The sequence below is a fragment of the Xanthomonas indica genome, from assembly GCF_040529045.1.
In the GTDB taxonomy this organism is placed as follows: Bacteria; Pseudomonadota; Gammaproteobacteria; order Xanthomonadales; family Xanthomonadaceae; genus Xanthomonas_A; species Xanthomonas_A indica.
Genome location: NZ_CP131914.1, coordinates 801,113 through 824,933, shown reverse-complemented (window position 1 = coordinate 824,933; position 23,821 = coordinate 801,113). Strand labels below are relative to the sequence as shown.

At 64.5% G+C, this 23,821-nt stretch carries 16 protein-coding genes; 4 read left to right on the top strand and 12 right to left on the bottom strand.

The features are described 5' to 3' along the window. The first annotated feature begins 818 nt into the window (after positions 1-818). Together Q7W82_RS03470 and Q7W82_RS03465 are read left to right on the top strand one after the other, a co-directional pair. Positions 819-3,245, top strand: coding sequence for an AAA family ATPase (locus Q7W82_RS03470; RefSeq protein ID WP_242157396.1), 2,427 nt, complete (start codon positions 819-821; stop codon positions 3,243-3,245). Between the two features lie 280 nt (positions 3,246-3,525). Beyond that, positions 3,526-4,020, top strand: a complete 495-nt coding sequence (locus Q7W82_RS03465) for a gluconokinase (RefSeq protein ID WP_242158376.1) — start codon at positions 3,526-3,528, stop codon at positions 4,018-4,020. Between the two features lie 154 nt (positions 4,021-4,174). Here Q7W82_RS03465 and Q7W82_RS03460 read toward each other — a convergent pair whose 3' ends face one another. The 10 genes from Q7W82_RS03460 to Q7W82_RS03415 all read right to left on the bottom strand — a co-directional run bounded on the left by Q7W82_RS03460 (position 4,175) and on the right by Q7W82_RS03415 (position 20,879). Next, positions 4,175-4,408: a DUF378 domain-containing protein gene (locus Q7W82_RS03460; protein WP_048492074.1), complete on the bottom strand. Its 234-nt coding sequence runs from the start codon at positions 4,406-4,408 to the stop codon at positions 4,175-4,177. A 638-nt stretch (positions 4,409-5,046) separates the two neighbouring features. Continuing rightward, positions 5,047-5,658, bottom strand: coding sequence for a DNA-3-methyladenine glycosylase (locus tag Q7W82_RS03455; RefSeq protein ID WP_242157398.1), 612 nt, complete (start codon positions 5,656-5,658; stop codon positions 5,047-5,049). A 321-nt stretch (positions 5,659-5,979) separates the two neighbouring features. After that, entirely contained in the window at positions 5,980-8,049 is a 2,070-nt protein-coding gene (locus Q7W82_RS03450) for a S46 family peptidase (RefSeq protein WP_242157400.1), read from the bottom strand. Between the two features lie 338 nt (positions 8,050-8,387). Further along, positions 8,388-8,756, bottom strand: a complete 369-nt coding sequence (locus Q7W82_RS03445) for a hypothetical protein (protein ID WP_242157401.1) — start codon at positions 8,754-8,756, stop codon at positions 8,388-8,390. Between the two features lie 5 nt (positions 8,757-8,761). After that, positions 8,762-9,697 (bottom strand): RHS repeat-associated core domain-containing protein, encoded by a 936-nt coding sequence (locus tag Q7W82_RS03440; protein WP_242157409.1) that lies wholly within the window; start codon positions 9,695-9,697, stop codon positions 8,762-8,764. A gap of 145 nt (positions 9,698-9,842) precedes the next feature. Next, a complete protein-coding gene (locus Q7W82_RS03435) occupies positions 9,843-10,127 on the bottom strand; it encodes a hypothetical protein (protein WP_242157411.1) in 285 nt (94 codons plus the stop codon). 94 nt (positions 10,128-10,221) lie between these two features. Beyond that, a complete protein-coding gene (locus tag Q7W82_RS03430; protein WP_242157413.1) occupies positions 10,222-10,566 on the bottom strand; it encodes a hypothetical protein in 345 nt (114 codons plus the stop codon). 93 nt (positions 10,567-10,659) lie between these two features. Further along, entirely contained in the window at positions 10,660-14,865 is a 4,206-nt protein-coding gene (locus Q7W82_RS03425) for an RHS repeat protein (RefSeq protein WP_242157415.1), read from the bottom strand. A gap of 396 nt (positions 14,866-15,261) precedes the next feature. Further along, positions 15,262-19,101 (bottom strand): translocation/assembly module TamB domain-containing protein, encoded by a 3,840-nt coding sequence (locus Q7W82_RS03420; RefSeq protein ID WP_242157422.1) that lies wholly within the window; start codon positions 19,099-19,101, stop codon positions 15,262-15,264. Beyond that, entirely contained in the window at positions 19,098-20,879 is a 1,782-nt protein-coding gene (locus Q7W82_RS03415) for an autotransporter assembly complex family protein (RefSeq protein WP_242157431.1), read from the bottom strand. Before Q7W82_RS03415 ends, Q7W82_RS03420 begins: the two co-directional genes overlap by 4 nt. 206 nt (positions 20,880-21,085) lie before the next feature. On the opposite strand from Q7W82_RS03415, the gene Q7W82_RS03410 reads away from it, so the two are divergent. Both Q7W82_RS03410 and Q7W82_RS03405 read left to right on the top strand, forming a co-directional pair. After that, entirely contained in the window at positions 21,086-21,622 is a 537-nt protein-coding gene (locus tag Q7W82_RS03410; protein WP_242157438.1) for a GNAT family N-acetyltransferase, read from the top strand. 2 nt (positions 21,623-21,624) lie between these two features. Continuing rightward, on the top strand, positions 21,625-22,167 hold the full coding sequence (locus tag Q7W82_RS03405; protein WP_242157440.1) for a DinB family protein: 543 nt from the start codon (positions 21,625-21,627) through the stop codon (positions 22,165-22,167). 226 nt (positions 22,168-22,393) lie between these two features. Here Q7W82_RS03405 and Q7W82_RS03400 read toward each other — a convergent pair whose 3' ends face one another. Further along, positions 22,394-23,044 carry a DUF480 domain-containing protein gene (locus Q7W82_RS03400; protein ID WP_242157442.1) on the bottom strand — a complete coding sequence of 217 codons (651 nt, stop codon included), beginning with the start codon at positions 23,042-23,044 and terminating at the stop codon, positions 22,394-22,396. 311 nt (positions 23,045-23,355) lie between these two features. Beyond that, a complete protein-coding gene (locus Q7W82_RS03395; RefSeq protein ID WP_242157450.1) occupies positions 23,356-23,796 on the bottom strand; it encodes a DUF2247 family protein in 441 nt (146 codons plus the stop codon). Positions 23,797-23,821: the final 25 nt, after the last annotated feature.

Sequence of the window (23,821 nt, the reverse complement as noted above, 5' to 3'; positions counted from 1 at the left end):
CGGCGAGGTGTGCTTGATCAGCCTTCGGCTGTGGTGGAGCGCTTCTTTGGTTACGTTTCTTTGCACAAGCTAAGAAGCGCTTCTGAGTAGCCGAAGGCTGATCAAAGTAGCTCGCCATCAGGCGAAAGCCTTTTCTGTTGCTTTCAAGCTTCCAAACGCAACAGCCGCAGCAACGACAACAGCAAAAGCAAAGCTTTCGCCTTGCGGCGAGTTACTTTTCTTTGCTCGCGCAAAGAAAAGTAACCAAAAGAAAGCGCGCCCTGCCTACGCGCCCTCCGCGCTGCGCGCTCCGGGTCCGCGTCCAGCCCGGGGATCCGCGGAAGGGGCTTGGCTGCTTTGCAGCCAAGTCCGGGGCAGTCGCCTCACGGCGCCAGCCCGCCCGCCGGGGCGAAGCAATGCTTTGCCTTTTTCCGGCGAGCCCTGCCCCTGCCGCGGACGGCGCACGTCCATGTGCGCCGCCCTTCGGGTTTTTCCCCGCGCTGGCCGCCGCTTCGGAAGGGAGCCCGATAATGCAAAGGCAACAACCGAAGCAACAACAACAGCAACAGCAACAGCAACAGCAACAGCCATCATGGAGCTGCAATCCATGCGTAGGAGCGGCTTCAGCTGCGACCAACGAAGCCGCGATGGTCTAAAGACCCGCCCTGCGCCTCGCGCCCTAGCTTTCTCCAAGATGCCTACTCCCACGGCAGCAACCGCTTCACGCGCCTGCCTGCCGTGTCCAGCGCGGGCAACATCCAACCTGCAGCCAGCCACCGCCGCCCCACCGGCGCTCGGGCTAAGATGCGCGCGGTGACCACCTGCGCCCGCCCCCGCTGATGTCCGGCATCCCGGCCGCCGTGCCGACGCCCCCGCCGTCGCTGCAGCAGCAGACGCAGCGCCTGCACACGCAATTGCAGCAGGCGCAGACGCGCCAGGCGCAGGCCGAGGCGGAGGTGGAGCGGCATCTGCCGGCGGTGGAGCAGGCGGTGGCCGCGATCCGGCGCCGCTTCATGGCGCACGCCAGGACCGCGGCGCGGGCGGCGGTGCGGCGCGAACGCCGCCGCGCCTGGGGGCCGGCGCTGCTGCTGCGGCCATTGCTGCCGGACTGGCGCTGGCGTGCGGCCTTGATCGGCATGCTGGTGTTGGTCCTGCCGTGGACAAGCGCACACTGGCTGGGCGAGACGCGCGGCTTCCTGGACTGGTGGCGACAGGTCGGCCTGCACGGCGATGGCGGCCTGCTGCTGCAGAGCCTGCTGCCCTCGCTGGCCGCGTATAGCCTGCTGGTCGTAGCCGGCGCGCAGTTGCTGGCCTGGCACCACAGCCATGCCGAACGGCGCGCGCTGCAGGCGTTCGCACGCACGTCGCTGGCGCTGGCGCAGGTGGCCGACACCGGGCAGCGCGATGCGGGGCCGACGTACGCGGTGACCCGCGCGCCATGGCCGCAGCGCGCCCTGCACGGCCGTTGGACGGTGCCGGCCACGCACGGCGCTCTGTCCGGTGCACGCCTGCTCGCCTTGCACGACGGCGCCGCGGAACCACGCCTGCTCGCCCTGATCGTGCTGCCCGGCGGCGACCATGCGGCGGCCTGCATCGTCCTCGACCCCACCGTGACCGAGGCCGCGCCACAGGCGCTGCACGCGGTGGCGCTGGCGCTCGCGCAGGACGCGATGGAGGACGCGGCCCCGATCGCCCCGCTGCACGAGCATGTGCAGGCCTGGGATGCCGCGCACGGCCAGCAACGCGCGCTGCAGCAGCGGCTGCAGAGCCTGGACGCGGTGCAGCGGCATTGGGCCGACATCGCCCTGCCCGACACCACGCTCGATCAGATCCTGAAACTGATGGACCTGTTCGTGTCCGGACGCCAGCCGGCGCCGAAAGGCATGCTCCTGCACGGGCCGCCGGGCACCGGCAAGACCCTGATCGCGCGCAAGCTGGCACGCCATGCCGGCTGCCACGTCGAGGCGCTGGGCGTGGCCGACCTGAAGGCCGCGCACGTCGGCCATACCGGCCCCAAGGTGCAGGCGATCTGGCAGCGCTGCCGCGAGCACGCACCGTCGATTCTGTTCATCGACGAATGCGAAAGCGTGTTCGCACGCCGCGGCAGCGCCGACAGCGACAGCTTCAGCGCCGAACTGGTGCAGACCTTTCTCGCCGAATGGGACGGCTTCCATGCCGCGCACGGGCAGGTGCTGGTGATCGGCGCGACCAACCGCCCGGCGCTGCTGGACGACGCGATCCTGTCGCGCTTCACCGCCAGCATTGCCATCGGCCTGCCCGACGCCGCGGCGCGCGCCCGCATCCTCGGCGCCGAACTGCGACGTGCCGGTTTCGCGCTGAAGCCGGACACGCAGGTGATCGCCGACAGCAGCGGCCTCTCGGGCCGCGACCTGCACACGCTGGTCGCGCGGGTGGCCGCCGAGTGCGTGGACGGAACGCTGGACAATGCCACCTTGCTGACCCAACTGCGCGCGCTGCGTGGCAAAGGCTCCACCGCCGTCGCCACGCTCGGCTGGGACGACATCGTGCTGCCGGCGGCCACGGTCGAGGAGTTCGTCGGCCTGGGCAAGGAACTGCGCAATGCCGAGACCCTGGCCAAGCTCGGTGTGCCGGTGCCACGCGGCATCCTGATGGTCGGCCCGCCGGGCACCGGCAAGACCCAGGTCGCGCGGATCCTGGCCAGCCAGTCGGGCCTGGCCTTCATCGCCCTGAGCAGCGCCGACCTCAAGGCCGGCTATCTCGGCCAGTCCGGCCAGCGCGTGCAGGCCGCATTCGAGCGCGCGCGGGCGCAAGCGCCGTGCATCGTGTTCGTCGACGAACTCGACATCGTCGCGCCGGCGCGCGGTGCCGACGGCGACGACGCCTACACCCGCGAGATCGTCGGCCAGCTGCTGCAGGAACTGGACGGCGTCGCCAGCCACGCGGGCCAGGTGTTCCTGCTGGCCGCCAGCAACCATGCCGCCGCGATCGACCCGGCGTTGCTGTCGCGGCTGGACCGGCAGATCGTCATCGCCCTGCCCGACCGCGATGCGCGTGTCGCCATCGTCGCGCGCCTGCTGCGCGGCAAACCGCTGGATCTCGACGCCGACGCCGCGGCAGCCTGGGTTGCCGATCGCAGCGAAGGCCAGTCCGGTCGCGACCTGCAGACCTGGATCAGCCGGGCCATGCGCCGCGCCGTCCGCCGCACCCTGCAGGATAGCGACGACGCCTCCGGCACGCGGCTGCAGTGGGACGACCTGGTCGAGACGGCGAACGCGACGACGTAGACACCGCGGGAAGATGCAAGCGCGGGGTGCGGAACCAGGAGTGCCGGCTGGCGTCCCTGTGGGAGGGGCTTCAGCCCCGACGCGATGGTCCATGGCAGAACACGGTTCCCCCGGCGCGCCCACCAACCGCAGATGCCAGGACTGGTGCACGACCCGGTTACAGCTGCACTGCACGTCCACACAACGCCCACGCTGGCATCATGCGCCAGACCCCACAGGACCGCACCACGTGACCGAACCCGCCTCGTCACTTTCGCCGCGCGCCGAAGCCATCATCGCGATGGGCGTCTCCGGCAGCGGCAAGACCAGCGTCGCCCAGGCACTGGCGGCGCACTACCGGCTGACCTTCCTGGACGCGGACGATTTCCACAGCGCCGCCGCCAAGGCGCAGATGGCGCACGGCATCCCGCTCAGCGATGCACAGCGCGCGCCCTGGGTCGCGGCCCTGGCGCAACGCCTGCGCGCATCGGTCGATGCCGGGCAGAGCGTCGTGCTGGCCTTTTCCGGGCTGCGCAAGGCGCACCGGCAGCAGTTGCGGGACACTGGGGTGCCGATGCGTTTCGTGTTCCTGCATGCGGCGGCGCATGTGATCGCCCAACGCCTGGCTGCGCGGCATGGTCACTTCATGCCGCCGGCACTGCTGCAGAGCCAGCTCGATACGCTGGAACTGCCACTAGACGAGCCCGACGTGATCTCGGTGGACGTGGACGCACCGTTCGCCACGGTCGTGGCCGATGCCATCGCGCACTTGGATGCCACCGTTACGATCGCCTAGGTTGGTGCCGGCGCCGCCTCAGCAGGAGAGGCGGTGCCTGGCGCGGTGGTGCCGCAGGATCGGACGCACCAGACAACGCCACCACATGACCACGCCCAGCCACGACGATCCCGACACCACGACATCGGGATCGCGCGCACCGGCCGCTGGCCACTCAGCGATGCGGCGCATGCTCGGCATGCCGCACCGGCTCATGGCGATTGGTGAACAACGGGACCAGTTGCCACAGCGCCGAGAGACCGACCAGCGCATAGACCACGCGCGACAGCGGCGCGTCCTGGCCGCCGAACAGCGCCGCGACCAGGTCGAACTGGAACAGGCCGACCAACCCCCAGTTGAGCCCGCCAACAATCAACAGAACCAGGGTGACGATGTTGAGCACTTTCATGGCGGCATCTCGACGTAGGGAGAACCTGCAGCCTGGGTCGCGCTGCATTCCCGTGATGCGAGTGCGGTGTGTGTGCGGCATGAATGCGTGCAATGCGCTGCTTATGCGTGGTCGGCGAATGCCGCATGCACTGTGCTGTGGCGGTGGCCGCGTGAACTCTTTCGAATTTGCGTGAATAGGGAACATGCGTGCTGCTGTAGGCACTGCTCTTCCCCAATCCGGGAATAGTCCTAGCTGGGGCGTAATCGTCTTCGCACCAATGAGACCGCGCGTCGGGACTGAAGTCCCTCCCACAATGGCATGCCAGCTGGCCGTGACGCTGCGTGTCGGAAGCCACTTCGCTATCCCAGCGCCTACTCATAGGATGCGTCTTGCGACGGTTCCCAGCACAGTGACGCGGCGCGCAACCTAGCTCGTTTTTTTGAGTGTTGTGGGTAGCACCACACGAGCGTCAACCGCTTTTCGTAGGAGCGGCTTCAGCCGCGACGAACGAGAAGAAGATGCCTCAGCCACGTTCCCGCATTCGAGCCGGAGCCTCTTCCATCACGAGGGCATGCAATGCGATCAGCTTACGGCGACCGGCAAGGCGCTGATTTCGTGCAACTTGGAGAGCGACGATGCCCACACGCGCCGCACTACTAGCGCTGCCTCACCCGCCCCGCCACGAAACGCGACACGTTCGGATCGCCCGGCACATGCCAGCGCCACGGCGCCTCCATCGCCTTGCTGATGCCGATCCGCGTGGTGACGACCGGCGCGGCAGGCGGCGGCGTCCCGTCCTGACCCAGCCAGAGGCGCGACTGCCGCGTGGTCAGGTCCAGCCCGTTGTCCGCGCCCGACACGCCCAGCGCCTTGGCCAGCCGCCCCGGCCCACGGGTGAGATCGGCCGTGCGCACCGCGCCGCGTGCCAGCTGCATCGCCTCGACCCCGGCCACCGGTGCCAGGGCGCGGATCAGCACCGCATGCCCCGGCGCACCGCCGCACACCGCATTGAGCGCCCAATGCATGCCGTAGATGAAGTACACATACAGATGCCCGGGCGGGCCGAACATCACCCGCGTGCGCGGGGTCATGCCCCGGAACGAATGCGCCGCCGGATCCTCCGCACCGCAGTAGGCCTCCACCTCGACGATGCGCCCGCAACGGCCATCGGCGGTGACGAGCAAGGTGTTCAACAACTCAGGCGCGACCTCGCGCGCATCGCGGGCGTAGAACCCACGCGGCAGTGGCGTGGCGACAAGAGCTTTCATCGGGTCAGTCTAAGCCCTGCATCGCAGGCGCGGAGTGAGCCGCGGCCGGCGCATTCAAGAGCAACAGCCCACACCCGTCACTTCAGTCTCCCGACCACAGCGCATGATGCTCATTGTGGAGGGACTTCAGTCCCGACGCATGAACGTGTCCGGTATCGGGATCGTCTTTCTGATCTCCAACAGCACAATGCATCGAGGCGAGCGCTAAGGGCTCACGCTTCCGAAGCAACGGCGGACGATGCCGCCGCCGCACCAGGGCACAGGGCATGCCCTATTTCGCTAGAGGCAATGCCAAGCGACATGCGTCCCAACCCGCCCCACTCACTCCTGCGGAACGTTCAACTCCTTCAGCAATTGCGGCGCCGGATACACCTTGGCCATCAGCCAGCGCAGGTAGCGCATGTCCACATGGATCGCGCGCTTGTAGCGCGGGTCGTACCACCAGCTGGCGCTGACCGCTTCCCAGTTGCTGTCGAAGTTCAGCCCGATCAGCTCACCGCGCGCATTGAGCACCGGCGAGCCGGAGTTGCCGCCGGTGGTGTCCAGGTTGGTCAGGAAGTTCACCGGCTGCGTCTTCGACTGCGGATCGACGGTGCTGCCGAAATCGCCCTTGGCGATCGCCGCCAGCAGCGGCTTGGGCGCATCGAACGGTTCCTTGCCGGTGTTCTTCTCGACGATGCCAGCCACCGTGGTCAGCGGCGCGAAGCTCACCGCATCGCGCGGCGCCAGCGGCTCCACACGGCCATAGCTGATCCGCAGCGTGCTGTTGGCGTCCGGATACACTGCACGGCCCTGCTGCTTGCGCCAGGCGAACAGCGCACGCATGTAGGCCGGGCGCAGCCGCAACTGCTCGCCCTCGCGCGCCTTGCGCGCGTCGTCCAGCCGCAGCTGCGCCGGCACCAGCTTGGCGGCCAGCGCCAGCAACGGATCGGCCGCAGGCGCCTTGCCTTCGCGCGCGGCAGCGAAGCGGGACAGGCGCTCGGCCTCGGTGCCCAGCGCGGTGCCGGCATACGCCTTGTCCAGCACCGTCTGCAATTGCGCCGGGGTCCGCCCGAACGCCGCATCGAACTCCGGCACCCGCTGCGCCTCCGGCAGCTGCTGGTAGCGGGTCAGCAGCGTCGTCAGAAGCGCCTTCTCCACGGCCGACGAATAGCGACGCTGCACCTGCTTGAGCATGCCCTCGATCAGCGCCAGATCGCGCTGCTGATAGCCGCTCTCGCGTTGATCGTCCGGCTTGCCCGCTTCCAGCCGCAGCCGCTCCAGCGTCAGCGCCGAACGCAGCGCCTGGGTCTGCGTGGCGATCAACCCCAGCAGCAGATCGCGCTCGCGCAATGCCGAAGCCTGGCCGAGCACCTTCTGCAGCGCCGCGATATCGCGCGCGTCGCTGCCGTGCGTGGCCGCGAGCATGCCGCGCTCGTCCTCGGCGCGTAGCCGCACCGCATCGCTGCGCTGCAGCCCTTCCAGTTCGCCAGCGGCCCGCTTGCGGTTGTTCTTCAGCGACTGCAGCTGCGACGCATAGCGCGTGCGTGCCTCCGCATCGGTCTTGCCGGCCGCCTCGATCACCCCGATCAACTGGTCCAGCACCGCCACCCGCTGCGGCAACGTCGCCTCCACCTGCTCGGCGAACTCGGCCGCCGTGCGGTGCCGATAGGTGATGCCTGGGTAACCGGCCAGCATCGCGAAATCGCCGGCCTTCGGCCCATCGGCGGCGATCTGCAGATGCGCCGGCGGCTGGTAGGGCACGTTATCGGCGCTGTAGTCCGCCGGCTTGCCGTCCTTGCCCACGTAGGCGCGCAGCAAGGTGAAATCGCCGCTGTGCCGCGGCCACATGAAGTTGTCGATCTCGTCGCCGTAGTTGCCGATCGCCCGCGGCGGCGCATACACCAGGCGCACGTCGCGCAGTTCCAGCTGGCGGATCCGGTAGAAATCGGTGCCGTAATACATGTTGGCCACGCTGCAGCGCACCCCGGCCTCGCGCTCGCAGACGGCGACGATACGCTTGCTCGCCACATCCACCGCATCGTAGTAGGCCCGCCCGGTCTTGCCCCTGGCCGGCCCCAGCACCTGATCGGTGACCTTGTCGAAGCCCACCGTCACCAGCACCCGGAAATCCGGATTGGCCGCACGCTCGTCGGCGCGATCCCGCGCGATGAATCCGTTCTCGATCAGGTTCTCCTTGACCGAGGTGTTGTACTGGATCACCCCGTAGGCGACGTGGTGATTGGTCAACAACAACCCGTCCCCGGACACGAACGCCCCGGTCCCGCCCCCAATCTTCACCACTGCGCTCAACGGTGGCTGGACCACTTCCGCGAGCGTGCTTGGATCGCCCTGGAATCCCGCCTCACGCAAGGGCTTGGCTAACTCCGGCATCTGCGATGGGATCCACATGCCTTCGTCGGCATGGGCGGCGGTGATCAGGGCGAGGTTTAGGGTGAGTGAGGCTGCTAGGCAATTTGGCACAGGTATTCAATTGCCTGAGATGTGAGTGGCCTCGACCTTAGCTTGCGTTTTGTCGACGCGCAAGCGGCGACATTGCTCAACATACATGCATCGGGGAATTTGCACGGCTAAGCTTAGCCATCTCTACTGCTCTATTGGCGCCCTTGGCAAATTCTAACGGCCCAGCGAACACTGAACACCGGTAAAATATGGCACCAAGCCAAAATTAATTATATTAATTTACATGCGGATTAGAATTTCTATTCTAAATCGGCCATAACCACACCTTATTCTGGTAAGTCATAGACGCCAAATGGTCCATTTACCGAAGCCCAATTCGAACTATCTAGTTTTTTTAGAAAAACAAGATAATATTTTCCACTTTTACAGCATGTGGAGTTAAGTTCTGCCAAAGGACCGTGAAATGCAAATTGCAGATCACCCTCAGCTGAACCTTTTAAAAATTTTTCTACGTGGAGTCTTGCGCAGATAAAGTTAACTTTACATCCAGCTTCATATATTGAATCAACCCGCGCGATCACAACCAACTCAGATTGAGCAGCCTTTTCTTGCAGATCCATTTCCTTTTGATAATTACAAATGCCAGTGATTGGAAGGACAAAAAATAGCAACAGCACGCCGATTTTGAGCTTCATATGAATTACTCTCCGTGCCATGGCTCGGCAGCGCGTATCCCGCTCCCGGGAATCTCACTACGCGCTTTGTTTTCATTATCCACTGCATTTCCGGTATCAGATCCCACAACGTGAGGTATCGCATGCCCCACCATCTCGTGCATCAGAATGTCTGCCGGATCGTCACGAAGCTGCGCTCCAGAGGTGTCCTTTAGAGAATTCAAAGGATTTCCTGAAATTGTTACCTCTTGATCACCGCCGTGTGTTCTACCTACAGTTACACCTCCACCAGCGGCGCTGTCCACGTCCTCTTGATTCCCGCTCATTGGGTCAGTGAATGTCGAATTTATGCCAACTGTAATTGTCTCACTGCTGTCGATTGCTGCATTTAGCTTACTTTGATAATAAGTAGAACGTCCTTTTTGGTTTGCTGATGACTTGCTTTGCTTTAATTTTCCATCTTTGTCAAACTTGAATTTTCCAGCACTCCTGCTTCGAATCATACCCTCTATAGCTTTCTTGTCTTTAAGATCTGCAAGCTTCACGATCCGCCCATCTGGATCGATAAACTTATAAGGGTTTCCATAAGAATAGTTATAACGGCCGAACTGTCTCAGATCTTTGCTCTGATTAACAGTTATGGGATCCACACTAAGCATCCTTCCAAGCAAGGGATCATAATACCGTTGCTGCATGTATGTGAATGTTGTCGAGACATCTGTGACATGCCCCGTATAACCCGGTCCATCTATCGCAGGGCGATTCAAAAGGTATCCATATGGCTCATACTCACTACGCTCTATGATGTTTCTATCTTTGTCCGTGGCCAACACCAAAGATCCTAATCCGTCTGTATGAATATAGCGGACCGTCTGCGCCAACGCGCCAAAAGCGACGAACAATGAAAGCACGGTAGCAGCCATCAGGCGCATCACCGCACGAATCCCCTGGAAATTTGACATCACTCGTCCTTGCGAGTTGGAACCATAGATGTACGATGTAGAGTCGACTTTTCTCATGGACGTCGAATCGACAACGCTTCCCATATCAACATTACGGTGCAACGTACCCAACGAAACCTACGGCGTAGACTCCGTCAGAGCAGGCTTACTTCAAGTAGATCTCGACGATGTCGCAGCCATTGCTCTGCACATCGACCTTGCGCTTGTTCGTCAACGCCGTCATCAAGACGGCCAGCAGTGCCTTGCCACCCGGTTGATCGTCTTGAAAATGCAAGACAGCATTTCCCGGTACGGCTGCCTTGCATTCCGCTGGCGTTTCCGACAGCCAGACGAAATGGTCGGTATGGGCTTGGTAAGTGCCCAACTTCACGACGTCGAGGTTCTGCATCGATTCGTTTGCCGATGCGTGCCAACTCAGCAAAGCGAGCATCAACAGCAAGCCTCTTTCACATTTCATATTGCTTCTCTTCCTGAAATTGGATCGATGTTCGCCATGCAAATGAGCGTGACCTCATCGTAATCTCTTATTTCTTCAGCCGTATTGAAATGACTTTGGTGCGATTACCGAAAAGGCAGACGCCCGAGTCGACCAGGAGTTCGACGTCCGAATTACTGGTGTATGCAGCCAGCGCCATCGCCGTCAACTCTTTGTACGATGGATGATCCTTGTCGATCGCGAAGTCGTTCAGGGGGGCCGAACACCCGGATGGTCCATCGTTGGAGGTATGAATCACCATGCCTTCGCCGTACCAGCCATTCTCGACGTAGGTGATTTTCCCAGTCCAGACCACTTGCATGGCAGCGACCGCCTCGCAAGAAAAGCATGATGCTGCAATCGCCAACAGCAACCCCATTATCTTGAAGCTCATTTCATCCCCCTTTTTTGATCCGTTATTGTCGTTTTTTACCGCCTATAGCCCTTCGCCGCGGCAGCAAAGGGCTCCAACCGCCGCCGGCTGGACTTAGCCGTTCAACAGCAGCTGATACAGCAACGGCACGATATCCACTGCAGGCCGCTGGTCATGCGTCACGTTCGACGCCGCAGTGCAGTTACCGTCCGCCGTGCATGCCGTCACGCGATATGAGTAGGTGCCCGCCGGCCTGGCCAAGGAGGTCCAGTTCGCCTGGTTGCCGTCGTACACCGAGGTCCAGGTAACGCCATCCACGCTCTCTTCCACCACGTAGCGGGTTGCGCCGGAGACCGGGTTCCAGTTGACGTAGTCCTTGACCGAGAGCGCCTGTCCCAACGGCCAGTCGGCTTCGGCAACCAGGCTGCCGCCAAGCAGGATGTAGTCGGTGGACTTGGACTGGCGCTGGTTCTTCTGGAAGCGCAACGCCCCGGACTGGTCGTACAGCGAGCCGATGTTGCCGGCGCTCTGCAGCGCCAACGTGCGACGGCCGTTGCCGTCGTAGCGGTAGGTCTCCTTGCCGGTCGCCTGGCGCAGGCGGTTACCGTAGTCGAAGACGAAGGCCTGGCCGTTCTTGTTGCTGAGGTTGCCCTGCGGGTCGTAGCTCATGCCGATGACCGTGCTGCCGCCGCAACTGCCGGTCTTGACGTTGGTGAGCTGCCAATTGCTGTCGTAGCAGTAGTAGTGATCGCGGCCCGGCGCGACGACGTGGGTCAGGTTGTCGAGGACGTCGTAGCTGTAGGTGGCAGTGCCAAACATCGGCGACTCGGCCTTGGTCAGCCGATCCATGCCGTCATAGGTCATGGTGCGGTTGCCGCGCTGGTTGCGGCCCGTGGCGCCGTCGCTAATACCTGCGACATTGCCATTGGCGTCGTAGTCGTAGCCATCGCTGAGGAACGCCGTGCCGCCGTAGGCATCCTGGCTGGTATCCGGCAACTGACGCGCGTTCTGCGTCATCGTGTGGACGATACCGTTGCCGTAGGTGAACTGCTTGATCGCGCCGTTCGGGTAGTAGCTCACGCCGGTGGCATAGCTGCCGGCCTGGGTCGGTTGGCCCAGGGCATTGGGTGCATAGTCCACCGTTTGCCCGGACGGATAGCGATGCGCGGCCAGGTTGCCGCTGGCATCGTAGGCGTAACCCAGCGCCCAGGTCTCGCCATCGGCCTGGCCCTGGCTCTCCGCGATCAGCAAGCGGCGCTTGTTGTAGGCGTAGCTGTTGTAGGTGGCGACACCGTTGTTGGTGGTGGTGATCTGCTTGACCGCCCCATCCGGCCAGTAGCTCCAGGCCTGGTTGCCGTTGCCATCCGGGAAGCTCAGCGCCTTGATCCGATTGCGCACGTCATAGCTGCGGTCGACCCGGCGGCCGGAAGCGAAGGCCGAATCCGCATCGCACGACGTGGTACTGGACAGCGACAGGCCAGCCGCGCTCCACACCAGGTTGCCAGCAGCGTCATAGCCATTGGCGGTGGCACCGGTTTCCGGTTCCACCGTCTTGCACAGTTGCTGGTAGGTGTCGTAGACGTAGCTGCGAGTGACCGACACGGTGCCGTTGGCGTCACGGCGGCGGATGGACAGCGGCTTGCCGAAGATGTCGCGATTGATCTCGGTGGTGGCGCCCTCCGGATGCTGGAACCAGACCGGCGCGTCGTAGCCTGGGCGGTCGAAGACCTGATAGCCGGACAGGGTCTGGTTGCCCCGCGGATTGGTCACGCGCATCTGGTTACCAGTCAGGTACTCCGTCTTCGTCGTCAGCAGGCCCTGTTCGGAGTCCTGGGACACCGACGTGGTCCGGCCGAGCGCGTCGTACTGCGTCCACGTGCCGGTCGACAGTTGATCGGACGTGCCCGGGTAGGAGGCGAATAAGGTGTGCCCCTGATGGTCGTAGCTAAACCGGCTGAACCGCTGGGTGGCGCCCGCGTTCGCTGCGTCGTACTCCTGGGTCAGCACCGGCCGCCACAGGCCATCGAGGTAGGTGACCTTCCTGGCGTTGCCAGTTGACACCGTATGCCGCCAATGCCCTGCAGGCAGACCGAATTCGGTGGCGTTCACCTGCTCGAACGCCAGGCCCGTCGACGCCCAGGCGACGGTATCGCCGCTGGGATAAGCGATGTTGGTCAATCGCCCCATGGCATCGTAGGCGTAGCTGGTCGCGTACCCGTTTTCGTCGGTCGCCGAGCTAATCAGGCCACGGTCATCGATGACGGCCGTGTCGCTAGTGCCGTCCGCATAGGTGATGCCCTGCGGCATGCCGCGTTTCCAGCCGCTGAGGCTGGTGGCATTGCCATTTCCGTCGGTGACCTTCGCCACCGTTCCGTCGCCATTGTAAGCAACCGTCTGGATGGTCTTGCCGAACCGCGAGAAACGCGTCGGCAGCGCGGTCGCAGCGTCGTACGTGTTGGCGGACATCTCCTGTGAATCGCCGGGTGCCGTCTTTGTCACGGACGCGACCTGACCGATGACCCACAGGTTGAGGTTGTCGTAGTACGCGGTGGCCTCCGTGCGAGTATTGAACGCACTGGAGCGGGTCACGCTGGTGGGGCGTGCGAACACGTCGAAGCTGTTCACCGCCATCTGGAAGGTGCCGCCATCCTGGGTGATGGTGGTGCGCTTGAGCGGCCTGAGCCCCGCAATGGAGACGTCGTCTTCGTTCGATCCATGCCCAGAACCGACGAAATTCGGAAACGGCTGATTGGCGACCTCATCGCTGGTGACGTAGTCGTTCACACTCGCGCTGAGGATATTCACGGTATCCCCAGACGAACTGCTGGTGTACGAACCGTCTTCCACACCCAGATCCAGCCCTTCGTTCAAGTTGTACCAGGCACCGAAGGTGTAGCGCTTGAAGTCGTTTTCAGGACCGCGCACCTCGGTCTGCATTGACTTTCTGCAAGCGGTCGGCGGCAGGTTGGGTCGCTGACAGGTTTCCGCAAAGGCCAGCCCGCCAGCACCGATGCCGTAGGTATACGACCACTGCATCGATGGCAAGCCAGGGCCGCTGATCGACTTGCTGACCAGGGTGAAGTTGTCCGAGAAGTTGGGGATGGTCAGGTACTGATAGCTGGTACTCGGACCGGCCGCATCCATGAAGCTGTTGCACTGCTTGGGGATGTTGTGGCGGAAATGCCGCTTCACCGAGAACGCATAGGTTGCCGTGGCATTGCTGGGCAACGTGACGGCGTAGGTAAAGTTGCCGGTCGACATCTCCGGCGCCGGGCAGCGCGGAGGATCTTGATAGAGCGGCAAGGCAGGCGTCGGCGTAATGATCATGTCGCCGCTCTGCACGTAGCGCGACTGGGCATTATCCGGTTGCGTCACCGTCAACGACTTGTCGCCGTACGAATAGGTCCAGTTGCCGATGCTGGATTCGACCGACGTGATGTTGGCACCGGAAGTTCCGGTCACCCGAATGTAGCGGCCATCGCTGGCGTCGATCCGCGACAACTGGTCGCCGTTGTAGGTGTAGGTAACCCAATTGCCGAAGCGATCCTCGACCCGTGTGGCCAGGAAAAACACTGCTAGACGCGACATCGACGCGCTTGCGGAGTAGTTCCCCATCCGCTTGGAGATGGATGGGTGGGTCTTGCTGACCACCCAGTCGAAATAGTATTTGTCGCCTTCCGGCGACAGCGCCACGAATCCTTCGCCCGGATAGCCGTTCTTGGTACTCGCCAGGCAGGAGAAGCGCCAAAAATCCTTGGTGATCCAGGGATAGCTTGCGCCGTTGTTCGGTGCCGGCAACTGCGTCGAAGGACCCATGAGCATCTGGCGATCGCCCGACCCCGGGATGTGCAGATTGTTGCCTGACCAATAGTCCCGGGCGGGGATGGTATAGCTCGGTGGTTCTGCGGGCTGACTGCAGCGACTATTCGGGCTATTGCCGTACACCTGCCAGCCGTTCGTGCTGAACACACCCATCAGGTACGGCACATCGAACGAACCGCCAACGCCGAAACCGTCGAGCTTTCCACTGCGCCCCGCACCGTCGTCTTCCACGACGTGCGTGCGCTGCAGACGGACCGGCAGCTTGCTGTTGCCGGGGATGTCGATGTCCGTCCAGTTGAACACCACGCTGCCGTTCTTCAGGCTGACCTGCTCGCCGAAAGAATCGACGCTCAAGCGTCCGATTTCCTGCGATTGCTTGATGCGCTCGACGTACCTCTGGTCGTACCGCAATTCGTCCGCAACGGCGGTGGCTGCATATCCGAGGGCCAACAGCGCCAGTCCTGCGCGCAGCCGGGAGAACGTCTGGAACCTATCCATAGAGAAGTCTCAAGAAAGCAGTCGGCAACCGGTGCGAAGGCTGCAGCGCGCGACTGGCGTGCGCGGCAGGGACACGGTCGATATCTGGATGTGCTGCAGGCCGGCACGCGCCCGGAAACGGGGCGCCGGTATGGGACGAGGCTGCTAGGGCGGCAATCGCGACGTATTGCGCAGCTGTGTGACAGGCAAGCCGGTGCCGAAGCGACAATCCATGTTTCCCCCTGGTTTCAGTATCGTGCCCTGGGGATCACTGGGCGCAGCCATGTCGGCGCATAGCGCTGCCGAAATGCTGTAATGCTGCCGCGATCTGGATCCCCGGCGGAACTGTGATAGACCGCACCCGAGGCTGTCAAGGAGATTTTGCGGTTGCAGCATGCGCCGTACTCAAACGGCGCACTACTTCTCCTTCCGCCAATTCACCGACCCACGATTCTCCACCGTGCTCGATTCCACCTCGGCATCGAAGCCGCGGCCGAGCAGATACTTCAGCGTCAAGACCGAGCCGCTGCCGATCAGCGACACGCCGTAGCTGACGTAGAGTTTCGGCGAGAGGTATTTGCCGAAGCCCACCACCGAGCCGCCGAGGGCGCGGGACTGGCTGACGCCGGCATCGTCGAAGCCGAGCTTGGCGCCGAGTTGCGAGGCGAGCAGGCCGCTGCCGGCCGACAGGGCGCTGGCCGCAGCGGTGACCTGGTCGGCTTCGGCACTGCTGGTGTTGCTGAGGCTGCGGCCCAGCACCAGGTAGGACATCGCTTCGGACTGCGACATCGACGGGTCGGACCACACATCCGCATGCGGGGCGGTGGCGCGGCCAGTGACGTCGATGCCGGCGGTGACGTCGGCGACCTGGCGCTGCGCGCGGATGTTGATGCGCGGGTCGGAGACGATGTTGTTGCTCCAGGTGAGCTGACCGCGGGTGATGGTCAGGTCCTGCCCGTACGCCTTGTACTTGCCGCTGACGTCCAGCCCGCCGGTGGCGGCCATCTCGCGGCCCGGCCGCGAGCGCACCTGCATGGCGCCGGTCAGAGCGCCCTTGAGGCCGAAGCCGGCCATCTTGACCTGATCGCCCAGGGTCACGCGCAGGTCCATTTCCAGCGGCGAAGTCGGCGTGGCCTCGGGATCGGCCGGGTCCAGCACCACCACGTCCTCGGACAACGAAGTGCCGCGGTCCAGCCGCTCCAGGTCGATGTCGGCCGACGGCACGGTGACCTGGCCGCTCAGCATCATGGTGTTGTTGGCGATGCCGAACTGCAGGTCGGGATTGGCCACCGCGCGCAGTTCCGCGGTGTTGGACACCAGCACGTTGGTGCCGCGGATGTTCAACTGCAACGGCGTGCGGTCGCCGTACCAGGACAGGCCGCCATCGACATTGAGCGTACCCTCGCCGGACTTCACCGAGGCGACGATGCGCGCCGAGCCGTCCGGCTGCGCGTCGAAACGGCCCTTGCCTTCGCTCAGGGTCAGGCCCAGCGCCGGCAGTTCGCCGGTGAAGTTGCTCAGCGTGGCGTCGCCGCCCATCGCCGGCTGCGAGCGGGTGCCGCGCAGGCTGACGTGGCCTTCGACCAGGCCCTTGGGCCGGACCAGGTCGGGCGAGAACAGCTCCAGCCAGTACAGCCGCGCCATGTTCATGTAGATCTCGCCGGTCAGCGGCGCGTACGCATCCCAGCCGGTGTCGACGGTGGCATCGACGAAGCCGTCGCCCTGGAAGCCGATGCCGAGCTTGGAGTGGATGTGCTGGGCGCTGAAATCGGTGACGAAACTGAACTGGTCGTAGCGCAGCAGTTCGCCACGCGCGTTGTCGCCCAGGCGCAGGCCGCCCTCGCGCGAGGCCAGGCGCAGCGAGCCCTGCCAGGCATTGCCGGCCGGCTTGAAGCTGCCGTCGATGGACAGGTCGCCGCGCAGGTACATCTTGCGGCCGCTGTTGGGCGGCAGCCATGGCTGCACCAGGGCCAGCGGCAGGGCGTCGCCGCGCAGGGTCAGGCCCTGCTTCGGCCAGTCGGCGGACACGCACAACGCGCCGCCGCTGCCCGGCGCCAGGCAGCTCTCGGACAGGCTGAAGGCATTGCCGGCCACACTGAAGTTCGCAGCCTGCCGCAGTTGCCACGGTTCGCCCTTGGCCGGGGCGATGCGCAGCGTGTTCAAGGCGCCCTGCCAACGCGCGCCATCGCGGCGCACCTGCCCGGCCAGGGCCAATGCGCCCATGTCGTTCTGGGTCTTGGCATCGAGTTGCAGGTTCTCCACCGCGCCACGCGCATCCACGCTCAGCGTCTGCAGCAGCACGCCGGCATTGATCGCACTGCCGCGCAGGGCGAGTTCACCACCGTTGCCGCGCCAGGGCAGGCGCCCGCGCAGGCTGAGGCTGTCGGCGCCGTAGCTGTCCCACTTCAGGCCGTTGCCGGTGAGGTCGGCGGTGAGGTCCGGCGCATCGCGGCGGCCCTTGACCTGCACGCTGCCGCGCAGGCTGCCGGCGCCGCCGGGCAGCAGGTCGGCCAGTTGCAGCGGCTGCAGTTGCGCATCGATGTCGAGCTGGTCGCCGACCTTGCCCTGCGCCTGCAGGCGGCTGTCGCCCAGGCTCAGCTGCAGCTTGCCCTCGCCCTGGCTGCCCTGCAGGGCGAGCTTGGCGTTGGCGTCGAGGGCGCGGCTGCGCAGGCGTCCGTTCAAGCGCGGGATGTCGAGCGTGGCCTGGTAGCCGGCGGCGCTGCCGTCCGGCCGCGGCGGCAACTGCTTGCCCTGCGAGGCGAAGGTGCCGGACAGCTTGCCGTCCCAGCCCGGCGCGAAGTAGCCCGGGTCGAACCCAGCCAGCGTGCCTTGCACGTCCCAGTTCAACTCCGGCACCCAGGCCACGATGCCGCCGAGGTCGAGGGTGCCGCTGGGCATGGTCGCGCGCACCTGCTTCAACTGCGCCTGGCGATCGTCGCCGCGCACGTCCAGCAGCAGGTTGGCGCTGTCCTTGCCGCGGGCGACAGTGGCCTCGCCGTAGGTGGCCCACTGTTTCATCGTGCCGGCCACACCCAGGTTGGCCTCGACCAGTTTGATCGGCACCGCTGGCGCGTCCGGGGTGGACGGATCCGGCGCAGTGGTGAAGGTCATGCCGCTGGCGTTGACCGCGAAGCGCAACTGCGCATTGTCCGGGTCGCGCAGATCGGCGGTGCCGCGCAGGCGCAATTGCCCGTCGAACGCGCGCAGCTGCAGCGGCGCGACGGTGAGCACCTGGTTGTCCAGGCTCAGGTGCGAGGGATCGAGCACGAGCTTTTGCCCGTCGCGCGATAGCTCGCCTTGCAGGTCGGCATTGCCGCCCTTGCCCTTGGCACGCAGGTCGAAGGCCAGCGGCACGGACGCCGGGGCGTCGTCGGCCGGCGGCACCAGCAGCGACGGATCCAGCGCCTTGCTGCTGGCAGCGAACTCCCACACCGGATCGGTGCGGCCGGTGAACACCAGGGTGGCGCGCAGCGGCGCCGGCGCGTTGCCGGCGATGGCCACTTCCATCTTGTCCAGGTCGCCGCGCGCGACCAGGCCCAGGCGCGCCGGGGTGCGCCCGCGCGCGGCCGGCAGCACGGCACTGGCGGTGAGGTCGGCCTTGTAGTCCTGGCCCGGCAGGTAATCGCCATTGACGCGGAAATCGCCGCGGTCGCTGTTCACCACCACCTGGGTGGCGCGGAACTCGCCGTTGGCCACTTCCACGCCGCCGCGCAGCGTGCGGATGTCGATCATCGGCTGCTGGGCCTGGGTAATGCGCAGGCCGTCGATGGCGATGCGGTCGGCCTGCAGGGCCAGCGGCACTTCGATCTGCGGCAGCGACTGCGGCCAGCGCGGCAGTTCGAACGGTTCGTCGCTCTTGGCCAGGTTGAGCGTGGCGTTGGTCAGTTCCAGCGCGTCCAGTTGCAGCTTGCGCCCGAGCAGCGGGCGGATGTCCGGATCGAGGTAGGCGCGCTCGGCGGTGAAGTGGATCTCGTTGTAGCGGAAGTCCAGGTTGTGCAGGGTCAGCGGACCGGCCAGCGGCCCTTCGGCGCGCTCCCAGGTGAGCGTGGAGCCGGCCGGCAGCCGCGCCACCACCTGCGCCAGCAGGACGTCGCGCCCGGCCACGGTCTGCAGCAGCCAGTACAGCGCGATCACCGCCAGCAACACCAGCCCGGCCACGGTCAGCGCCGAACCCCACCAGAACCGCTTGCGCCGATAGAAACGCGGGCGCCGCGGCGGCGGCGCGGCGGGCGACGTCGGCTCGATCGGCGCGCTCACAGGTTGGCTCCGATGTTGAGGTAGAGCTGGAACTGCGAGTCGGGATCGTTCAAGCCATGGGCGATGTCCACCCGCACCGGGCCGACCGGCGAGCGCCAGCGCAGGCCGAAGCCGACGCCGGTGTGCCAATCCGGCGTATCGTCGAAGGCGCTGCCGCTGTCGACGAACACCGCGCCGCCCCACGGGCCGCCCTTGAAGTAGTGCTCGTACTCGGCGCTGCCGGTGAGCACGTGCTTGGCACCCAGCGCGAAGCGATCCGGCCGCGGCGTGCGCGGGCCGACCTCGCGGAACGCATAGCCGCGGATGCTGTTGTCGCCGCCGGCGAAGAACCGCAGGCTCGGCGGCATCGCCACCAGCGCGTCGGTCCAGGTGCTGCCGGCTTCGCCGCGCAGGATCAGGCGGTCGTTGTCGCCGATGCCGTGGAACCAGTTCACCCGCATGTTCGCCTGCACGAAGCTGGCATCCGAACCCGCGCCCTCCGCGCCGCCGCGCAGGCTGATGTTGCCGCTGAAACCCTTGCGCGGGAACACCTTGTCGTCCACGCCCACGTAGTCGGCTTCGATCTGCGGATAGAACAGCGTCGAGGTCTGGTACAGCGCGCCGTCGAACACCTCGTCGGTGGCGTAGCGCCAGCGCTCGCGCAACGCGTTGATCGAGGCGATGGCGGTCCAGTGCTCGTTGATCTGGCCGCTGCGACTGCCGGTGAGCTTGACGTTGCGCAGGTCGATGTAGTCGGTCTGCTCGTCGTAGACGCGCAGCGAGGTGGTGTACCAGCCGTCGAGCCAGCGGAACGCCGGGATCCGGTAGCTGGTGATGAAGCTCTTGCGCTTCTGGGCGTAATCCAGCTGGGTGCTGAGCTTGTGCCCGCGCGCATTGACGTAGCGGCGGTCCACGCCCAGGCGCACGCCGGCGCCGCTCTCGCTGCCGTAGCTGAGACCAGCGGTGTAGATGCTGCGCTTGGCGCGGGTGAGGTTGACGTCCACCGGCACCTCGCCGTTGGCGTCGGCCTCTTCCGGCTTGGGCTGGATGTCGATCACGCTGAAGTAGTCGAGCTTGACCAGCGACTCGCGCAGACGGTCGAGCTTGCCTTCGTGGTAGTAGCTGCCTTCCTTCCAGTACACCAGCGGATCGAACAGCTTCTGGTTGAAGTAGTCCTGGTGGAAGCGGATCGGCCCCATGTTGTAGCGGCGGCCGCTGTCCCAGCTCAGGTCGATGTCGGCGGCGTGGTCGGCGCGGGTCACCTCGACCTTGCGCTGGGTGAAGTCGGCATCGAAGTAGCCGCGCTCGGCCAGGCGCCGGGTGATGGTGACCTTGCTGGTCTCGTAGACGCTACTGACGAAGATGTCGCCCTGGCGCGGGCGGAAGTTCTTCAGGTCCTCGCCCAGGTAGCGGTCGTCCTCGGCCGGGCCGGTGATGCCTACATGGAAATTGCGCACCCGGATCGGCTCGCCCTTGTCCACGTGCACCACCACGGTCAGCTTGTCGTCCTGGCGCGGCGCGTCGACAGTGATGGTGGGAGTGAAATAGCCGAACGGCTCCAGCGCCTGCCGGGTCTGCCGTTCGGCCTGGCTCAGCAGATACTCCAGGCGCGACTCGCCCTGGTCCTTGCCGATGGCGTCGTACAGCGACAGCGAGACCTGGATGTTCTCGATCATCGCCTCGTCTTCGTCCTTGTTCAGCCCCTCGATTTGTACTTTCTCGATGACGCCGCGGGCCTCGGCGAGGCCGGCCAGCGAGAGCAGGGACAGGAAGGTGGCGAGACGGGGGATGGGTCGCATGGGCGTCAGAATACCGGCACCCCATGTGAAGCTGTTAACTAGACGTTTGTTATGTGTGACCGGGATGTCGGGTGCCGCGGCCACTGCGCAGGGATGTCTTTCGGGCTGTGGCACGCAGATGCCCCCACGAAACGCGGGCCGCTCGCACTGCTTGCCAAGCCACGGCGGCGGCGCCACGCTGGCCGCCTGACCCGCAGGAGCGCCGCATGTCCACCGTGATCGAGACCCCACGCCTGGTGCTGCGCCGGCTGGACCCCGAGCGCGATGCGACGCCGATGCTGGCCCTGCTCAACGACCCCGGCTTCCTGGCGCACATCGGCGACCGCGGCGTGCGCGACGAAGCCCAGGCCAGCCGCTATCTCGCCGACGGCTCAGTGCGCAGCTACGCCGAGCACGGCTTCGGCCTGTATGCGGTGGAGGGTCGCGACGACGGCGCCTGGATTGGCGTGGCCGGGCTGGTGCTGCGGCCGACCCTGCCCGCGCCCGACCTGGGCTACGCCCTGCTGCAGCCCTACGCGGGCCAGGGCTACGCCAGCGAGGCGGCGCGCGCCGTGCTGGAGTACGCGCGCAGCGTGCTGGCGCTGCCGCGGGTCTACGCGATCGTGGCACCAGGCAATGCACGCTCGCTGCGGCTGCTGGCCGCGCTGGGCTTCATCGCCCAGGGACGCGTGCGCCTGAGCCCGGAAGCGGCCGAGGTCGAACTCCATCTGTGCGAACTGCACGCCCCCCAGGAGCACGCCTGAGCATGGACACCTTGCACACACTGCGGCTGTTCGCCAACTACAGCCACTGGATGAACCAGCGTCTCTACGCCGCGGCCGCGACCCTGCCGGACACCGCCATCGCCGAGCCGCGCGGCGCCTTCTTCGGATCGCTGTTGGGCACGCTCAACCACCTGGTGGTGGCGGATACGATCTGGCTACAGCGCTTCGCCCAGCATCCGGCCCGGCACCCGGCGCTGCAGGCCATCGCCGCCAAGCCGGTCCCGCCCGCCCTGGACATGCCGCAGGCCGACTGTCTGGCGGACCTGCGGACGCAGCGCGAGGCGCTGGATGCAACGATCGCCGCCTGGATGACGGAACTGCAGCCCGACGATCTCGATGTGGCGCTGCGCTATCGCAATACCCGCGGCGAATCGCACTGCCGGCGCTTCGGCGACCTGCTGCTGCACTTCTTCAACCACCAGACCCACCACCGCGGCCAGGCCACCACCTTGCTCAGCCAGGCGGGTGCCGATGTCGGTGTGACTGATATGTTGGCGGTGATTCCGCAGGTAGAGGTGGCGTGATCCTGCGATCGCGGGCCGCTGTGCTCGATGAGCGACTTGGCGTTTTTCCAAGTGGTTTTAGCAATGCGCCTTTGCCGTGGCGTAGCGGCATCTGTCGTCGCAACTGTACGAGCGGCTTCAGCCGCGACAGGCATCCCCTGTAGAGCGCATCGCGGCTGAAGCCGCTCCTACACGTGAGCCTCCGTGTTTGCGGGAGACTACCTTTAGAGGACAGACACGCGCCGCGTCACTCGGAGCCGCGCTGCGCCTGCAACTGCGCCACGATCTCGCGCAACTCCGCCACCTCGGCCTCCAGCGCCTGCACCCGGCTTTCCAGTTCGTCATTCCCCGACGCCGCCGGCCGCGCCTTGAACGTGGCTGCCAACGCCTCCGCATCCACCGGACCGGTGAGCAGATGCATGTAGCGGTCCTCGCGCTGCCCGCTGGCGCGCGGCAACTGCACCGCCAACTGGCGCTGTGCCAGCCGTTCCAACTGATGACGGACATCGTCCGCATCGGCAAAGCGCGCCATGCGCTCGGCGCGTGTCAGCAACTCATTGACCGTCTGCGGGCCGCGCAACAGCAGCAGGCCGAGCAAGGCCACCTGTTGCTGGGTCAGATCCAGCGCCGCCGCCAACCGATGCTCGTAGCGCTCGGCGCGCGATGAGAACTGCTGCCGCACCAATCCGCGCCCCTCCAGTTGCCGCAGCGCGTGCTGCACATCGCCCGGGCTCAACGCCATCACCGGCTCTCGCGACGTCTTCTGATTGGCCGCCACCACCGTCGCATTGACCGTGAGCGGATACGCATCCGGCGTGGTCGCCTCCTTCTCGATCAGACAGCCGAGGGCGCGGGCTTCGATGGTGGAGAGAACGGGGATGGTGGGGGTGTCGGTCATTGTGTGGACTGCTTGCTGGTCAGGGTTGAAGCATACTGCTTGACAGTCTCGGCTCTGTAGGCTGACGCAACAAATCATGGTGCCTTGCCCTTACCATGCCGACGGCGAGCACGTGCTGAAGAATACCGGGTGATGCACGTGAGCTTGGTTCTTTCTTGGCGGGCTGGTCGGCGGCGGTACGGCTGTAGATAAACTCTTACCTCACATCGATGTCGTGATCAGCGATCAGGTTGCCATGAATCTTCAAGATGATGTACACCGTTCGATTTAGGCATCGAGTGAATTCCAGAGGGCTAAAACTAAAATGAAAATTAATTTATTATATTATTTTTAATGCAAAGTTTTTTAGAAAGCTCTGCTATCACTCGCATCATTGCGGCTAGCGGATCTCCTCTTCCGCCTCCATAAATACTACATTCTGCCATATCTTCCGGATAATAGAAATCCGCGTAGACTTCCTGAAGCAGCCGTATCTTCTCATTATCATCAGAATTCAAATTCGATATATAAACTAAGAAAGCAAGTCTCCATTTTTCCTGTTCAACAAACTCTTCAAATGGGCCAGCGTTTTTATATAACGCGTCGAAGAAATCCTCCTCCGAAGCCTCATCCACTACCAACATAGATATTGCCTTCTCATCATGAGATTTTCTCAAAATATAATTACAGTAATCAATTACATCATCCTTACCGATCCAGCCTCTCTTTTTCCCAACAACCAAAGTCCCCCAGTCCACGAGGCCTAAAGACATCAGCACACCTAAAGCTCGATTCATA

Coding starts and splice junctions, on each gene's coding strand:
- Q7W82_RS03470 (WP_242157396.1), top strand. CDS start 819: ATGTCCGGCATCCCGGCCGCCGTGCCGACGCCCCCGCCGTCGCTGCAG.
- Q7W82_RS03465 (WP_242158376.1), top strand. CDS start 3,526: ATGGGCGTCTCCGGCAGCGGCAAGACCAGCGTCGCCCAGGCACTGGCG.
- Q7W82_RS03460 (WP_048492074.1), bottom strand. CDS start 4,408: ATGAAAGTGCTCAACATCGTCACCCTGGTTCTGTTGATTGTTGGCGGG.
- Q7W82_RS03455 (WP_242157398.1), bottom strand. CDS start 5,658: ATGAAAGCTCTTGTCGCCACGCCACTGCCGCGTGGGTTCTACGCCCGC.
- Q7W82_RS03450 (WP_242157400.1), bottom strand. CDS start 8,049: ATGTGGATCCCATCGCAGATGCCGGAGTTAGCCAAGCCCTTGCGTGAG.
- Q7W82_RS03445 (WP_242157401.1), bottom strand. CDS start 8,756: ATGAAGCTCAAAATCGGCGTGCTGTTGCTATTTTTTGTCCTTCCAATC.
- Q7W82_RS03440 (WP_242157409.1), bottom strand. CDS start 9,697: ATGTCAAATTTCCAGGGGATTCGTGCGGTGATGCGCCTGATGGCTGCT.
- Q7W82_RS03435 (WP_242157411.1), bottom strand. CDS start 10,127: ATGCTCGCTTTGCTGAGTTGGCACGCATCGGCAAACGAATCGATGCAG.
- Q7W82_RS03430 (WP_242157413.1), bottom strand. CDS start 10,566: ATGAGCTTCAAGATAATGGGGTTGCTGTTGGCGATTGCAGCATCATGC.
- Q7W82_RS03425 (WP_242157415.1), bottom strand. CDS start 14,865: ATGGATAGGTTCCAGACGTTCTCCCGGCTGCGCGCAGGACTGGCGCTG.
- Q7W82_RS03415 (WP_242157431.1), bottom strand. CDS start 20,879: ATGCGACCCATCCCCCGTCTCGCCACCTTCCTGTCCCTGCTCTCGCTG.
- Q7W82_RS03410 (WP_242157438.1), top strand. CDS start 21,086: ATGTCCACCGTGATCGAGACCCCACGCCTGGTGCTGCGCCGGCTGGAC.
- Q7W82_RS03405 (WP_242157440.1), top strand. CDS start 21,625: ATGGACACCTTGCACACACTGCGGCTGTTCGCCAACTACAGCCACTGG.
- Q7W82_RS03400 (WP_242157442.1), bottom strand. CDS start 23,044: ATGACCGACACCCCCACCATCCCCGTTCTCTCCACCATCGAAGCCCGC.
- Q7W82_RS03395 (WP_242157450.1), bottom strand. CDS start 23,796: ATGTCTTTAGGCCTCGTGGACTGGGGGACTTTGGTTGTTGGGAAAAAG.